Below are 14,090 nucleotides of genomic sequence, written 5' to 3'. Positions count from 1 at the left end.
GTGCGTTGAGTGCACCCAATGTGGCGTTGGGTGCATCGAGCGCCCCAATGTGGCCTTCGGTGCGTCCAACGCACCCAATGTGGCCTTCGGTGCGTCAGACGCAACCAAGGCCACATTGGGGCGCTTGGGTTCAGCCGGTCGTGAGCCGGGCTCGGGCCGTGCCGATCGCGGCCGTCTGGTCCGTCGCCGCGGATCGTTCCCCAGTGGTGTCGCGCATCTCGAACTCCCCAGTTCACGCCCGCACCGGTGTGCGGGACTCGCGCGAGGGTAGGAGGGCCGTCGTCGCGGTGCCAGGGTTTCGGCGGAATTCGCGGGGACTAGCCGCGGTGGCGCCAGATCAAGCGGGTGATCGCCGCCGCGACCGAGGCTGGTGCGGGGCGGCCGTCTCGGCCGCGGGCCTCCGGCGCCGACTCCCGCATCGCCCGGTACGCCAGGTGCGCGGCGAACCGCGCGACCCGCGGGGCGGTGAGCGTCGCCAGCTCCGCGGCGCGGCCCTCGGGGAGGCTGAGGATCTCCGGCCGCTCTTCGAGGGCCTTCACCACCAGCTCCGCCGCGCGTTCCGGGCTGCTCGACGGGATGCCGCGGTAGCCGGTCGGCGCGATCATCGGCGTGCGCACCAGCGGCATCCGCACCGACGTGAACGTGATGCCGTCCGAGAGCGTCTCGCGCCCGGCCGTCAGCCCGAACTCCTCCAGCGCCGCCTTCGACGCGAGGTACGCCGAGAACCGCGGTGTGTCCGTCTGCAGGCCCATCGTCGTCACGTTGACGACGTGCCCGAACCGCCGCTGCGCCATCGACGGCAGGAACCCGAGGATCAGCCGCACCGGCCCGAAGTAGTTGATCGCCATCGTGCGCTCGTAGTCGTGGAACCGTTCCGTGGACAGCGAAACCGAGCGCCGGATCGACCGGCCGGCGTTGTTGACCAGCATGTCGACCGCGCCGTGCTCGCCGAGGACGTCCTTGACCAGCGCGTCGACGGCGTCGCCGTCGGTGAGGTCGCACGGGTACGCCGCGGCGGTCCCGCCGGCCGCCGTGATCTCGTCGCGCACCTCGTCGAGCTCCGACGCGCGCCGCGCCACGAGGATCACCTTCGCGCCCTTGCGCGCCACGGCCAGCGCCGACGCCCGCCCGATCCCGGACGACGCGCCGGTGATCAGCACCGTCCGCCCGGCCAGGCCGTGCTTGCGGCGGGCGCGGTCGGGGTCGAGGTGGGTTTCCCAGTACCGGTAGAGCGGCGCCGCGTAGTCCCGCAGCTGGGGCAGCTCGACGCCGCTGCCGAACAACGCCGTCGTCGTGCGCGCGGTGTCGAAGACGACGTCCATGCTCAGGTGCGGCAGCACGGCCAGCGGAACGCCGAGCTCTTCGAGGACGGCGGCCCGCGTGGCGCGTCCGCCGGGCACGCGGTCGATCCCGGACGCCGCCGCGTGCGCGAGGCGGGTGCCCACCCGCCGCACCACGCCGGAAGGCCGCGCGGGCAGCACGGCCCGGACCGCCGGCCCGCCCGCGACCCGCGCGAAGGCGTTGTAGACGGAGTTCAGCGACTGCGGCCGCGCGGCGGCGAGGTGGTAGGTCGCCCCGGCCGGCGCGTCGCGGTGCATCAGGAACTCCATCGCCTCGACGACGTAGTCCACCGGCACCAGGTTCGTCGCGCCGAGGTCGGGTGCGGCAAGGGGGAGCCGGCGGGGGAGCGCCGCCAGCCGGGAGATGGCCGGCAGGAAGAAGTACGGGCCGTCGATCTTGTCCATCTCGCCGGTCCGCGAGTCGCCGACGACGGCCGAGGGCCGGTAGACGCGGTAGGGCAGCGGCTGCTCGCGGACGAGCTTCTCGGCCTGGAACTTCGTCGCGTGGTACGGCGAGCCGAAGTGCTGGCCGAGGTCGAAGTCGGCTTCGGTGAACCGGCCGGCGTGGTCGCCCGCGACCGCGATCGACGACACGTGGTGCACCAGCCCGGCCCCCGCCGCGGCGGCGAAGGCGAGCAGGTGGCGCGTGCCCTCGACGTTGGCGCGCCGGTTGGCGTCCTCGTCGGCGGTGAGGTCGTAGACGGCCCCGAGGTGGACGACGTGGTCGAGGGGGCCGAGCCCGGCGGGGTCGACGCCGAGCCGTGGTTCGGCGAGGTCCCCGACCACCGGGTGCAGCTTGTCCGCGCCCGCCCAGTCCTGGGCCAGCGCGGCCAGGCGGTCGCGGGAGGTCTCGCGGACCAGCGCGTGCACGGCAGTCGTCTCCGGCCGCCGCAGCAGGCGCGCGACCAGGCGCTTCCCGATGAAGCCCGTCGCGCCCGTCACGAAGTAGGTCGTCATGGCCGGTCCCTTCCGTAGTCGGGCCGACTCTAACCTACTGGAAAGTAGGAACGGTAGTTGTCAGTGTTCACCGACGTCGTCGGCCGTCGCGACGACGGCGTCACGCAGGGCGGCGCGCAGCCGTCCGACGTCGAGCGGTCCGAGCACCGCGGCCTCCCCCGGCGGCGCGACCAGCACCACCTTGTCGTTGCTGACGAACACCGTCACGTCCCTGCGCCTGCCGGCCAGATCCCGGCAGCCGACGGACCATTCGCCCCGACTCATGGTCGCCGCCCTCCGATTTCTCCTCGTGGTCGTGCTCCGTGCGAGGGTGGGAGGCGGCCGCCCACGCGCTATGACGCCGGTTCACCCGATCTGCCTACTCGCGAGTTTTCTCTTGCGCTTCGCGGATTTCCGGCGTATCCCCCGGTCGTGGCGCGGCGGGTTCGGGAGTAGCGTCCGGCCCACCAGTCGTCGTGGGAGGTCGGGATGTCGGAGCCGCGGAAGATCGTCGTCGTCGGAGCGGGGCTGGGCGGGGCGTCCGCCGCGGCGGCGTTGCGCGAACGCGGTTACTCCGGCGAGGTCCTGCTGATGGGCGCGGACCCGCACCGGCCCTACGAGCTGCCGGCGTTGTCGAAGGGCGTGCTGCTGGGCGACGCCGACGAACCCGACTGGGTGCACGAGGAGAAGTTCTACGGCGAGCAGGACATCCGCTTCACCCCGGGCGTCACGGCGACGCGGATCGAGCTCGGCGCGCGGCTGGTGCTGGACGACGCGGGCGGCGAGCACCGCTTCGACCGCCTGGTGCTGGCGACCGGCTCCCACCCGCGGTCCCTGCCGGTCCCCGGCGGCGACCTCCCGGGGCTGTACACGCTGCGCAGCCTGGACGACTCGCTCAAGCTGCGGTCGGCGTTCGCGGCGGCGGAGCGCGTGGTGATCGTCGGCGCGGGCTGGATCGGCTCGGAAGCCGCGGCGGCGGCCCGGAAGCACGACGCGGAGGTCACCGTCGTCGACCCGCTCCCAGTGCCGCTGGCGAACGTCCTGGGCGAGACGGTCGGCGGGGTGTTCCGCGACCTGCACGTGGCCAACGGCGTGCACTACCGCCTGGGCGAGCAGGTCACCGAGATCACGGGCGGCCCGGACGGCGTCCGCGGGGTTCGCCTGGGCGGCGGCGAAGAGCTGGCGGCGGACGTCGTCGTGGTCGCGGTCGGCGCGGCCCCGCGCGTGGAGCTGGCGCACGCGGCGGGCCTGGAGCTGTCGGACGACGGCGGGGTGTGCGTGGACGCGGGCCTGCGCACGGCGGCCCCGGACGTGTACGCGGTGGGCGACATCGCGGCCCACTTCCACCCGCGCTACGGCCGCCGCGTCCGCGTGGAGCACTGGGCGAACGCGAAGGAGCAGGGCGCGCACGTGGCGCAGAACCTGTTGGGGGAGAACGAGCCTTTCCTGGCCGCTCCGTACTTCTTCACCGACCAGTACGACCTGGGGTGCGAGTACCGCGGCTTGGCGGACCTCGACACGGACGAGCTGGTGGTGCGCGGCGACCTGGCCTCCCGCGAGTTCACGGCCTTCTGGCTCCGCGACGGCGAAGTGTCGGCGGCGATGAACGTGAACATGTGGGACGACGGGGATGCCTTGAGCGCCTTGGTGGACGGCCGCGCGAAGGTCACCGCCGAGCAGCTCGAGACGGCGGACCTCGCGTCCCTCACCTGAGGCCTGCGCGGATCAGCGCGTCGAGCCGCCGCCACGCGGGCGACGACGCGTTGACCGCGCCCTGCACCAGCGCCGGGATCGCGGAACCCCGGTCGTAGGCGGGCAGTTCCGTGCCATAGCGGGCACGAGTGGCCGCGACCAGCCGCGACGCCAGCGCGTCGACACGCGGGTCGTGCGGGTCGAGGTCGTGCACGCCGTCGTACTCCAGGACCAGCGACAGCAGCGCCGGATCGTCGAGCATCGACGACTGGTCGCGGAAGTTCGCGCGCGCTGTCTCGGGATGGGTGGCGAACACCAGCGTCCACAAGTCGTTCTGCAGTGCCACCCAACGCTCGCTGAAGCCGAGAGCGCGCAACCCGGCGAGGTGCGAAACGACGTCGGCGGGCAACGCGGACAGCCGTCCGTCGGCCAGCTGCCGGAGCCGTGCTCGCGTGTCCTGCAGGCGGCGGATCCGCGCGGCCAGGTCGTCGTCGATCTGCTGGATCGCCGGACGAAGACCGCCGGTGCGGAGTTCGCCGATGCGGGCCAACGGGACGCCCGCTTCCGCCAGGGTCCGGATCTTGATCAGCTCCACCGCGTCCGCCGCGCTGTAGCGGCGGTAGCCGGACGCGTCGCGCGGCGGCTCCGGGAGCAGGCCCTTGGCGTGGTAGACGCGGATCGTCTTGGTCGTCACCCCGACGTACCCGGCGAGCTGTCCGATGGTGAGCACCCCGCCATCGTCGCAGCTTGACGTTGCCCCTGGGGCAAGGTCGCACGATGGGGGCATGACCGACCACGAAACCCTGCGCGCGCTCGCCGACGAGGGCAACGAGACCGCGCTCGACCGCCTGGCCGACCTCGCCGACGCCCGCGGCGACGTCGAGGAGCTGGGCGAGCTGCTCGACGAGGGCTGCGACCACGCCGGCGCGCTGCTGACCCGCCGGGCCGTCGCCGCGAACGACCTCCTGGCCCTGCAACGGATCTCCGACGCCGGCCACGAACCGGCCGGGGAGGAGCTGGCACGCCTGCTCAGGAAGTGACTTCGCGGGCCAGGGTCAGGTAGGCCACCAGCGCCAGCACGGCGAACCCCGCCATGGTCGCCGCCATCGGCACCGCCGTGCCCGGGCCACCCAGGCCGACCAGCGGTGTCGCCACCGCGCCGATCACGAACTGCAGCACCCCCAGCAACGCCGACGCCGCGCCCGCCGACCGGGCGTGCGAGGCCAGCGCCAGCGAGCTCGCGTTCGGCATCACCAGCCCGATGCTCGACACCAGCAGGAACAACGAGACCAGGAGGAAGGCCAAGGGCGCCCGGGTCACCGCCGCGACCAGCACCAGCGCCCCGCCGGTGACCCCGAGCAGCAGCCCGGCCCGCAACAGCACCCGCTCGCGCACCCGCCCCACGAGCCGCCCGTTGAGCTGGCCCGCCAGCACGATCCCGACGCCGTTCACCCCGAACACCACGCTGTAGGCCTGGGGGCTCAGCCCGTACACGCCCTGCAGCGCGAACGACGACCCCGAGATGTAGGCGAACATCGACGCGAACAGCAGCCCGGACGCCAGCGCGTACCCCGCGAACGAGCGGTCCAGCGCCAGCCGCCCGTAGGTCCGCATGACCTGGCCGAGCCGCGCCGGAGACCGCGAAGACGACGGCTCCGGGAAGGCGAACAGCACCACAGCCAGCAGTAGCGCACCGAACGCCGTCAGCACCACGAAGACCCCGCGCCACGACGTCCAGTTCAGCAGCTGGCCGCCGATCAGCGGGGCCAGGATCGGCGCCAGCCCGGTCACCAGCATCAGCGTCGAGAAGAACTTCGTCATCGCCGTGCCGGAGAACAGGTCCCGGACCGTCGCCCGCGCGATCACGATGCCCGCCGCCGCGCCGAGTGACTGCACCAGGCGGGCCGCGACCAGCAGCCACGCGTCCGGGCTCATCGCGCACAGCACCGAGCCCACGACGTACAGCGCCAGGCCCACCAGGAGCGGACGGCGGCGGCCGAACGCGTCCGACAGCGGCCCGAGCACCAGCTGTCCGAGCGCCAGGCCGACGATGAACGCGCTGAGCGTCAGCTGGACCGTCGTGTCCGCCGCACGCAGGTCGTCCGCCATCCGCGGCAGCGCGGGCAGGTACATGTCGATCGACAGCGGCCCGAACGCCGAGAGCCCGCCCAGCACCAGGACGAACTTCAGCTGCGCGCGCCTGCTCGGCGCGGTAGTTTCCGCCGTGTCGGTCATACGCCTCCTCGGGTCCCGAGTCCGATCAGCGACGCGGTGACCTGCGCTATTCCGGCTGTGACCGGTGACACCCCGTGCTCAAACGAGCACTGAACCGGTACTGATCCGATCAATTTTCCGACCGTTTCGGTGTCAGGTCTAGATCAGGGCCACCGACTGCGATATACATCGGATGTCTGGTCGTGTGGGTGAAGGGAAATATCCGTGCAGCTTCTGCGCCTCGGGGAGCCGGGAAGTGAGCGTCCGTTCGTGCGTGCCGACGACGGCGCGACCTACGAGCTGGGCGGCCTGACCGCCGACATCGACGGCGGCTTCCTGGCCGCGGACGGGATCGCGCGCACGGCCGCCGCGCTCGCCGCGGGGGAGCTGCCCGTCGCTTCGGAAGCGGGTCTCCGGGTCGGCTCGCCGATCGCCCAGCCCGGCAAGGTCGTCTGCATCGGCATGAACTACCGCCGCCACGCCGAGGAGACCGGCGCGACGCCGCCCACCGAGCCCGTCGTCTTCATGAAGGCGCCGGACGTCGTGACCGGGCCCGGCGACGACGTCCTCATCCCGCGCGGCTCCACGAGCACCGACTGGGAGGTCGAGCTCGGCGTCGTCATCGGCACGACCGCCCGCTACCTCGACAACGTCGAAGACGCCCTGGCGCACGTCGCCGGCTACGTCGTCTCGAACGACGTCTCCGAGCGTGAGCTGCAGTTCCGCACCGGCCAGTGGGACAAGGGCAAGTCGTGCGAGAACTTCAACCCGCTCGGCCCGGCGCTCGTCCCGGCGAGCGAGGTGCCGGACCCGCAGGACCTCGGCCTGCGGCTGTGGGTCAACGGCGCGAAGAGGCAGGACTCGAGCACCAAGGACATGATCTTCTCCGTGGCCGAGATCATCCACCACCTGAGCCAGGTCATGGTGCTGCGGCCCGGCGACCTGATCAACACCGGCACCCCCGAAGGCGTCGCGCTCGGGCAGCCCGAGCCGAAGCCGTACCTGCGCGACGGCGACGTCATCGAGCTCGAGATCGACGGGCTCGGCCGGCAGCGCCAGACCGCGAGGCAGGCCTGACCATGGCGAAGATCATCGGCATGGAGGTCCTCGACGTCCGGTTCCCGACGTCGAAGGAGCTCGACGGCTCGGACGCGATGAACCCCGACCCGGACTACTCGGCCGCCTACGTCGTGCTGCACACCGACGGCGGCCCGGACGGCTACGGCCTCGCGTTCACCATCGGCCGCGGCAACGACGTCCAGGCCGCCGCGATCCGCGCGCTCGCCCCGCACGTCGTCGGCCGGGACGTCCCCGAGGACGCGGCCGCGCTCGGCGACCTGTCCCGCACGCTCGTCGGCGACTCGCAGTTCCGCTGGCTGGGCCCGGAAAAGGGGGTCGCGCACATGGCCGTCGGGGCGGTGGTCAACGCCGCCTGGGACCTCGCCGCGCGCCGCGCCGGCCTGCCGGTCTGGCAGTTCGCGGCCCGCATGACCCCCGAAGAACTGGTGTCCCTGGTCGACTTCCGGTACCTGTCCGACGCGCTCACCGAGGCCGAGGCCCTCGACATCCTGCGGCGGGCCGAGCCCGGCCGAGCCGAACGCGCGAAGCAGCTCGAAGCGAACGGCTACCGCGCCTACAGCACGTCGCCCGGTTGGCTCGGGTACGCCGACGCGAAGCTCGTGCGGCTGGCCGAACAAGCGGTCGCCGACGGCTTCGGGATGATCAAGCTCAAGGTCGGCGGCAATCTCGAGGACGACGTCCGCCGGATGAAGCTCGCCCGCGAGACCGTCGGGCCGGACGTCCGGATCGCCGTCGACGCCAACCAGCGCTGGGGCGTCCGAGCCGCGGTCGACTGGATGACCGAGCTGGCGCCCTACGACCCGTACTGGATCGAGGAGCCGACCTCCCCGGACGACGTCCTCGGGCACGCGGCCATCGCGAAGGCCCTCGCACCGATCAAGATCGCAACCGGCGAGCACGTCCAGAACCGGGTGATCTTCAAGCAGCTGCTGCAGGCGGACGCGATTTCCGTGCTGCAGCTGGACGCCGCGCGCGTCGGCGGGTTCAACGAAAACCTCGCCATCCTGCTGCTGGCCGCCAAGTTCGGCATCCCGGTGTGCCCGCACGCCGGCGGCGTGGGGCTCTGCGAGCTGGTCCGGCACCTGTCGATGTTCGACTTCGTGGCGGTGTCCGGCACCGACGCGGACCGCTCGATCGAGTGGGTCGACCACCTGCACGAGCACTTCACCGACCCGGCCGTCGTCGAGCGCGGCCGGTACCTCGCCCCGACCGCACCCGGGTTCTCCGCGCGCATGCACGACGCCACGCTGCGCCGCTTCCGGTTCCCGGACGGTCCCGAGTGGACGGAGACCGCAAGTGAGTGAATTCGAGGGCCTGGTGGCCGCCGTCACCGGAGGCGCCTCGGGCATCGGCAAGGCCACCGCGGACTTGCTGGCCGAACGCGGTGCGCAGGTGGTGGCGCTCGACTTGAAGCCCGGCGACGACGGCATCCGCTGCGATGTCTCCTCCGACAGCGAAGTCCGGGCGGCGATCGACGCCGTCGTGGAACGCTTCGGGCGCCTCGACATCCTCGTCAACAACGCGGGCATCGGCGCGCAGGGCGACGTCACGGCCAACGACGACGACGAGTGGCACCGCGTGTTCGACGTCAACGTCGTCGGCATGGTCCGGCTCGCCCGGGCCGCGCTGCCGCACCTCAAGAACTCGCCGGCCGCGGCGATCGTCAACACCTGCTCCATCGCGGCCTGGGCGGGTCTGCCCAACCGCGCGCTCTACTCGGCCAGCAAGGGTGCGGTGCTCTCGCTGACCCTGGCCATGGCGACCGACCACCTGCCCGACGGCATCCGCGTCAACTGCGTGTGCCCCGGGACGGCGGACACCCCGTGGGTGGGCCGGCTGCTCGACTCCGCCGCCGACCCGGCGGCCGAACGCGCGGCGCTCGCGGCCCGCCAGCCCATGGGCCGGCTGGTCACCGCCGAGGAGGTCGCGAACGCCGTCGTCTACCTCGCGAGTCCCCTTTCCGCCTCGACCACCGGCACCGCGCTCGCGGTCGACGGTGGCATGTACGGCCTGCGTCCGCGCGGTCCCGTGAACCACGACTGAAAAGACTTGATTTCCGCTGTCATCAAGGAGGATGCGGTGCGCAATAGGGTGATCACGGTGGCCGCCACGGCCGCCGTCTGCGGCCTGGTGCTGGCCGCCTGCGGGTCCACCAAGGACAACGCGTCGGCGCCCGCCGCGGGGGGCGGCGCCGGGGGCAAGGTCGGGGCCACGCTGCCCCTGCTGACCTCGCCGTTCTGGCAGGCCTACAACAACTACGTGCCGCAGATGGCCAAGTCCGAGGGCGTCGACGTCCTCCCGACGGTCAACGCGGACAGCGACCCCGCGAAGCTGATCACCGACATCGGCACGTTCCTCAACCAGGGCGTCAAGGGCCTGGTCGTGACGCCGCTGGACTCGGCCGCGATCGTCGCCGGGCTCAAGCAGGCCGAGAACAAGGGCGTGCCGGTGGTCGCGGTCGACGTCGCCCCCGAGAGCGGCAAGGTCGCCATGGTCGTCCGGGCCGACAACAAGGCCTACGGCACCAAGGCCTGCGACGCGATCGGCGAGAAGGTCAAGACCGGCAAGGTCGTGCAGATCCAGGGTGACCTGGCCTCGGTCAACGGCCGCGACCGCTCCGAGGCGTTCAAGTCCTGCATGGCGTCGAAGTACCCGGGCATCCAGGTGCTCGACATTCCAGCCGAGTGGAAGGCCGACAAGGCGTCTTCCGGGCTGGACAGCATGCTGACCGCCAACCCGGACATCAAGGGCGTCTACATGCAGGCCGGCGGGGTCTACCTGGCCCCGACCCAGCAGGCGCTGAAGCGCAAGAACCTGGCGTTCCCGGTCGGCGACCCGAAGCACGTGGTGCTCGTGTCCAACGACGGCATCCCCCAGGAGCTGGCCGCGATCCGCGCCGGTGAGCTGGACGCCACGGTGTCCCAGCCGGCCGACGCGTACGCGAAGTACGGCCTGTACTGGCTGAAGAAGGCCATGGCGGGCGAGACGTTCAAGCCGGGCCCGACCGACCACGACAGCACCATCGTCGAGATCAGCCCCGGCATCCTCGAAGACCAGCTGCCCGCGCCCGTCATCACCAAGGACAACGTGGACGACAAGGCCCTCTGGGGGAACAACCTGTGACCGCGCTGCCCGCCGGCGAATCCGCCGTCCCGGTGGTCAGCGCTGTCGGTGTCGGGAAGCGCTACGGCCCCACCGTGGCGCTCCACGACGTCAGCCTCACCGTGCACCCCGGCGAGTCCCACGCGCTCGTCGGGCGCAACGGGGCCGGCAAGTCGACGCTCGTCTCCATCCTCACCGGCCTGTCCGCCACGGACACCGGGCACGTCGAGTTCGGCGGCGAGCCGGCCCCCGCGCTGACCAAGCAGGACGACTGGAAGGCCCGCGTCGCCTGCGTGTACCAGCACGCGATGGTCGTCCCGCAGCTCACCGTCGCCGAGAACCTGTTCCTCAACCGGCAGGCCGGCGGCGGGTTCTCGATCGGCTGGAAGTCGTTGCGGCGCAAGGCCCGCGAGCTCCTGGATTCGTGGGACGTGCACGTCGACGTCGACACCCCGGCCGGCGAGCTGTCGGTCGAGGACCGGCAGTTCGTCGAGATCGCCCGCGCGCTCTCCTACGGCGCGAGGTTCATCGTCCTCGACGAGCCGACCGCGCAGCTCGACAGCCAGGCCATCGAGCGGCTCTTCGAGCGGATGCGCCAGATGCAGGCGGGCGGGGTGACGTTCCTGTTCATCTCCCACCACCTGCACGAGGTCTACGAGGTCTGCCAGGCAGTGACCGTGCTGCGCGACGCGAAGCACGTGCTCACCGCGCCGGTGGCCGAGGTCGGCAAGGCCGAGCTGGTCGACGCGATGACCGGCGAGCCCGGCGGTCTTTCGGTGCGTGACGCCGCTTCACGGGAGGCGCTCGACGCGGACGCTTCGGAGATCCTCACCGTTGACGGGCTCGCCGGCGACGGCTTCTCGGACGTCTCCTTCCGGCTGCGCCGCGGTGAGGTCGTCGGGCTCGCGGGCAGCAACGCCAGCGGCAAGCACCAGGTCGCCGAGACGGTCTACGGCCTGCGGACGTCGTCGGCGGGCACGGTCCGCGTCGACGGCTCGCCGCTGCGGCCGGGCGACATTCCGGCGGCGATCGGGGCCGGGATCGGCTGCGTCCCGCGGGACCGGCACCACGAGGGCCTGGTCCTGGAGCACTCGATCGCCGACAACACGACACTGTCCATTTTGGACCGGATGGGCCGCGGCGGGATCGCGTCGCCGACCGCCCGGCGCGCGAAAGCCACGCAGGCCTTGACGGACTACGACATCGTGGCCGCGAGCGCCGAGCAGCCCGTGTCGGACCTCTCCGGCGGCAACCAGCAGAAAGTCGTGCTGGCGCGGGCCCTGATCGGCGACCCGCGGGTCGTGGTGCTGATCAACCCGACCGCCGGGGTGGACGTGAAGTCGAAGGAGGCGCTGCTCGCGGTCGTCGACCGGGTGCGTGCCGAGGGCAAGGCGGTGCTGATCGTCAGCGACGAGCTGGACGACCTGCGCCTGAGCGACCGGGTCCTGGTGCTGCGCGCCGGGGCCGTCGTCGCCGAACACCAGGCCGGGTGGTCCGACGGCGACCTCGTGGCCGACATCGAAGGAGTCGAGCTTTCGTGACCGACGTGATGACCTCTCCCCAGACTTCGCTGCCGGCTCCACCCCGGCGCCGCAAGGCTCTCTGGCTGCGCGAACTCGCGCTGTTGCCCGCCCTGGTCGTCGTGTTCGTCATCGGCGGCCTGGTCGACGACACGTTCGTCGGCTGGAGCAACATCGTCAGCATCCTGACCGCGTCGGCGGCGCTGTCGCTGGTCGTGCTCGGCGAGTCGCTGGTGCTGATCACCGGGAAGTTCGACCTGTCGCTGGAGTCGACGATGGGTCTGGCGCCCGCGCTGGGTGCGATGGTCGTGATCCCGGCTGCGTCGGCAGGCTTCGGCGTCGAGCTGCCCGCGGCGATCGGGCTCTTGATCATCCCGCTGTGCGGCGCGCTCGTCGGGTTCGTGAACGGCTTCCTGATCGTGAAGCTGAAGCTGAACGCCTTCATCGTGACGCTGGCGATGCTCACCGTGCTGCGTGGTGTGCAGGTCGGGTCGACCAAGGGCAAGACGCTGTTCAACCTGCCGGACTCGTTCACCAACCTGGCGACGACGACCTTCGCCGGGCTGCCGATGTCGGTGTGGCTGGCGGCTTTGCTGTTCGCGGCCGCGGGCTGGGTGCTGCGCTACCACCGGGTCGGCCGTGCGCTGTACGCGATCGGCGGCAACCGCGAAGCCGCGCGGGCGGCCGGCGTGCGCGTCGACCGGATCGCGTGGGCGGTGTTCGTCGTCGCCGGGATCCTCGCGGCGATCGGCGGCCTCGCGTACACCGGCTACGTCGGTGCCTTGGGCGCGAACCAGGGATCGGGCCTGATCCTGCAGGTGTTCGCGGCCGCGGTGATCGGCGGCGTCTCGCTCGACGGCGGCAAGGGCACCCTGGTCGGCGCCCTCACCGGCGTCCTGCTGCTGTCGTCGGTGTCGAGCCTGCTCAACTACGCCCACGTGACGGCGGAGTGGCAGGGCGCGATCTACGGCGCGATCATCCTGGTCGCGCTGATCATCGCCCGGTACGCGGGCGGAAAGCCCCAGACCTGATGGTCAGCCTGTGATCATCCGATCACTGTCAGGAGGCTTCCGCGGCCGGCTCGGCATCGGCTGTCGGGTCGTCCGCGGTGCCCAGGGCGTTGCGCAGCCACTGCTCGACGCCCGCGACGTGCACGGTCGCCCACGAGCGCGCCAGCTCGGGCTCGCGCGCCGCGATGGCCTCGTAGATCGCCGTGTGCTGCTCCCGCGTCTTCGCGACCGCGCCCTCCTGAGTGAGGCCGCGCCAGATGCGGGCGCGCGCGGTCGGCCCGGAGAGGCTGTCGAGCAGCGAGCAGAGCACCGGGTTGCCGGAGCCGTCGGCGATCTTGCGGTGGAACTGCAGATCGTTCGCGACGAGCGCCTCGACGGTCGGGGAGTCCTCCAGCTCCCCGAGCAGCTGACCCAGCTCGGTGATGTCGTCGTCGCTCATGTGCAGCGCGGCCATCGCCGTCGCGGCGGGCTCGAGGATCCGCCGCACGGCGAGGAAGTCGAGCACGGTGTCGTCGCGGTGGAAGTCGACCACGAACGTCATCGCGTCGAGCAGCAGGTTCGGCTCGAGGCTGGTGACGTAGGTGCCGTCGCCCTGGCGGACGTCGAGCACCCTGATCAGGCACAACGCCTTCACGGCCTCCCGCAGGGAGCTGCGCGAAAGCCCGAGCCGCTGGGCCAGCTCGGCCTCCTTCGGCAGCCGGTCGCCCGGCGCCAGCTCGCCGGAGATGATCATGTCCTTGATCTTGTCGATCGCGACATCGGTGACGGGCATTGCGTCCGCCCTCCCTGCAACAGACCTCGGATGTTTCGGTGTTCCTCCCCAGCGTGCCATGTCCCGGCGAAGGAGTGGTGATGACCCACCAGCCCGCACCGCAAAGAGTGGCCCTCCATACCCGCTTGAAGCCCGGCAAAGAGGCCGAGTACGAGTCCGTCCACGCCGTGATCCCGCCCGAGCTGGACACTGCCCTGCGCGAGGCCGGAGTGCGCAGCTGGCGGATCTGGCGTAACGGTCTCGACCTCTTCCACGTCGTCGAAGTGGACGACTACGCGGCGATGCGGGCGGCGTTGCGGGACCATCCCGCCAACGTCGGGTGGCAGGCCCGGATGGCCGAGCTGCTGGCCGTCGAAGACGACTACTCCGGCGGCGACACCGGCATCGGGCTGGTCTGGGAACTGCCGGAAAAGGAGTGACGGCG

General features: G+C 71.7%; 14 protein-coding genes. 9 read left to right on the top strand and 5 right to left on the bottom strand.

Going from position 1 to position 14,090, the window contains the following annotated elements:
* Positions 1 to 317: 317 nt before the first annotated feature.
* Both M8542_RS18250 and M8542_RS18245 read right to left on the bottom strand, forming a co-directional pair.
* A complete protein-coding gene (locus M8542_RS18250) occupies positions 318 to 2,297 on the bottom strand; it encodes an SDR family oxidoreductase (RefSeq protein WP_257921375.1) in 1,980 nt (659 codons plus the stop codon).
* Positions 2,298 to 2,357: 60 nt separating this feature from the next.
* The gene (locus M8542_RS18245; protein ID WP_257921374.1) at positions 2,358 to 2,561 is read right to left on the bottom strand and encodes a hypothetical protein; all 204 of its coding nucleotides are present in this window, start codon (positions 2,559 to 2,561) and stop codon (positions 2,358 to 2,360) included.
* 204 nt (positions 2,562 to 2,765) lie between these two features.
* Between M8542_RS18245 and M8542_RS18240 the strand changes: the two genes are divergently transcribed.
* Positions 2,766 to 3,989, top strand: a complete 1,224-nt coding sequence (locus tag M8542_RS18240; RefSeq protein WP_257921373.1) for an NAD(P)/FAD-dependent oxidoreductase — start codon at positions 2,766 to 2,768, stop codon at positions 3,987 to 3,989.
* Here M8542_RS18240 and M8542_RS18235 read toward each other — a convergent pair.
* Complete coding sequence (locus tag M8542_RS18235) at positions 3,982 to 4,698, bottom strand: MerR family transcriptional regulator (RefSeq protein WP_257921372.1); 717 nt, start codon at positions 4,696 to 4,698, stop codon at positions 3,982 to 3,984. The two genes, M8542_RS18240 and M8542_RS18235, sit on opposite strands and share 8 nt — an antisense overlap.
* A gap of 55 nt (positions 4,699 to 4,753) precedes the next feature.
* Here M8542_RS18235 and M8542_RS18230 point away from each other — a divergent pair, with 55 nt between their 5' ends.
* Entirely contained in the window at positions 4,754 to 5,008 is a 255-nt protein-coding gene (locus M8542_RS18230; RefSeq protein WP_257921371.1) for a hypothetical protein, read from the top strand.
* Here the strand turns inward: M8542_RS18230 and M8542_RS18225 are convergent.
* A complete protein-coding gene (locus tag M8542_RS18225; protein ID WP_257921370.1) occupies positions 4,998 to 6,203 on the bottom strand; it encodes a multidrug effflux MFS transporter in 1,206 nt (401 codons plus the stop codon). The genes M8542_RS18230 and M8542_RS18225 overlap by 11 nt on opposite strands.
* 204 nt (positions 6,204 to 6,407) lie before the next feature.
* On the opposite strand from M8542_RS18225, the gene M8542_RS18220 reads away from it, so the two are divergent.
* From M8542_RS18220 to M8542_RS18195, 6 genes are read left to right on the top strand one after another with little or no spacing between them, the layout of a single operon-like run.
* Positions 6,408 to 7,259: a fumarylacetoacetate hydrolase family protein gene (locus tag M8542_RS18220; protein ID WP_257921369.1), complete on the top strand. Its 852-nt coding sequence runs from the start codon at positions 6,408 to 6,410 to the stop codon at positions 7,257 to 7,259.
* A 2-nt stretch (positions 7,260 to 7,261) separates the two neighbouring features.
* A complete protein-coding gene (locus tag M8542_RS18215; RefSeq protein ID WP_257921368.1) occupies positions 7,262 to 8,566 on the top strand; it encodes an enolase C-terminal domain-like protein in 1,305 nt (434 codons plus the stop codon).
* Positions 8,559 to 9,305, top strand: coding sequence for an SDR family NAD(P)-dependent oxidoreductase (locus M8542_RS18210; RefSeq protein WP_257921367.1), 747 nt, complete (start codon positions 8,559 to 8,561; stop codon positions 9,303 to 9,305). Before M8542_RS18215 ends, M8542_RS18210 begins: the two co-directional genes overlap by 8 nt.
* 48 nt (positions 9,306 to 9,353) lie before the next feature.
* Positions 9,354 to 10,385: a sugar ABC transporter substrate-binding protein gene (locus M8542_RS18205; protein WP_257921481.1), complete on the top strand. Its 1,032-nt coding sequence runs from the start codon at positions 9,354 to 9,356 to the stop codon at positions 10,383 to 10,385.
* On the top strand, positions 10,382 to 11,905 hold the full coding sequence (locus tag M8542_RS18200) for a sugar ABC transporter ATP-binding protein (protein ID WP_257921366.1): 1,524 nt from the start codon (positions 10,382 to 10,384) through the stop codon (positions 11,903 to 11,905). The genes M8542_RS18205 and M8542_RS18200 overlap by 4 nt, the downstream gene beginning before the upstream one ends.
* Complete coding sequence (locus M8542_RS18195) at positions 11,902 to 12,915, top strand: ABC transporter permease (RefSeq protein ID WP_257921365.1); 1,014 nt, start codon at positions 11,902 to 11,904, stop codon at positions 12,913 to 12,915. Before M8542_RS18200 ends, M8542_RS18195 begins: the two co-directional genes overlap by 4 nt.
* A gap of 28 nt (positions 12,916 to 12,943) precedes the next feature.
* Here M8542_RS18195 and M8542_RS18190 read toward each other — a convergent pair whose 3' ends face one another.
* Positions 12,944 to 13,666 (bottom strand): FadR/GntR family transcriptional regulator, encoded by a 723-nt coding sequence (locus M8542_RS18190; protein WP_257921364.1) that lies wholly within the window; start codon positions 13,664 to 13,666, stop codon positions 12,944 to 12,946.
* A gap of 80 nt (positions 13,667 to 13,746) precedes the next feature.
* Here M8542_RS18190 and M8542_RS18185 point away from each other — a divergent pair, with 80 nt between their 5' ends.
* On the top strand, positions 13,747 to 14,085 hold the full coding sequence (locus tag M8542_RS18185) for an L-rhamnose mutarotase (protein WP_257921363.1): 339 nt from the start codon (positions 13,747 to 13,749) through the stop codon (positions 14,083 to 14,085).
* Positions 14,086 to 14,090: the final 5 nt, after the last annotated feature.

Source organism: Amycolatopsis iheyensis (assembly GCF_024703995.1).
GTDB classification, from domain to species: Bacteria; Actinomycetota; Actinomycetes; order Mycobacteriales; family Pseudonocardiaceae; genus Amycolatopsis; species Amycolatopsis iheyensis.
This window is presented reverse-complemented; position numbering and strand designations above follow the sequence as displayed.

Bases quoted from the DNA above. Each gene is read 5' to 3' on its own strand.
- M8542_RS18215 (WP_257921368.1), top strand. From the start codon at position 7,262: ATGGCGAAGATCATCGGCATGGAGGTCCTCGACGTCCGGTTCCCGACG.
- M8542_RS18190 (WP_257921364.1), bottom strand. From the start codon at position 13,666: ATGCCCGTCACCGATGTCGCGATCGACAAGATCAAGGACATGATCATC.
- M8542_RS18185 (WP_257921363.1), top strand. From the start codon at position 13,747: ATGACCCACCAGCCCGCACCGCAAAGAGTGGCCCTCCATACCCGCTTG.
- M8542_RS18225 (WP_257921370.1), bottom strand. From the start codon at position 6,203: ATGACCGACACGGCGGAAACTACCGCGCCGAGCAGGCGCGCGCAGCTG.
- M8542_RS18245 (WP_257921374.1), bottom strand. From the start codon at position 2,561: ATGAGTCGGGGCGAATGGTCCGTCGGCTGCCGGGATCTGGCCGGCAGG.
- M8542_RS18230 (WP_257921371.1), top strand. From the start codon at position 4,754: ATGACCGACCACGAAACCCTGCGCGCGCTCGCCGACGAGGGCAACGAG.
- M8542_RS18240 (WP_257921373.1), top strand. From the start codon at position 2,766: ATGTCGGAGCCGCGGAAGATCGTCGTCGTCGGAGCGGGGCTGGGCGGG.
- M8542_RS18250 (WP_257921375.1), bottom strand. From the start codon at position 2,297: ATGACGACCTACTTCGTGACGGGCGCGACGGGCTTCATCGGGAAGCGC.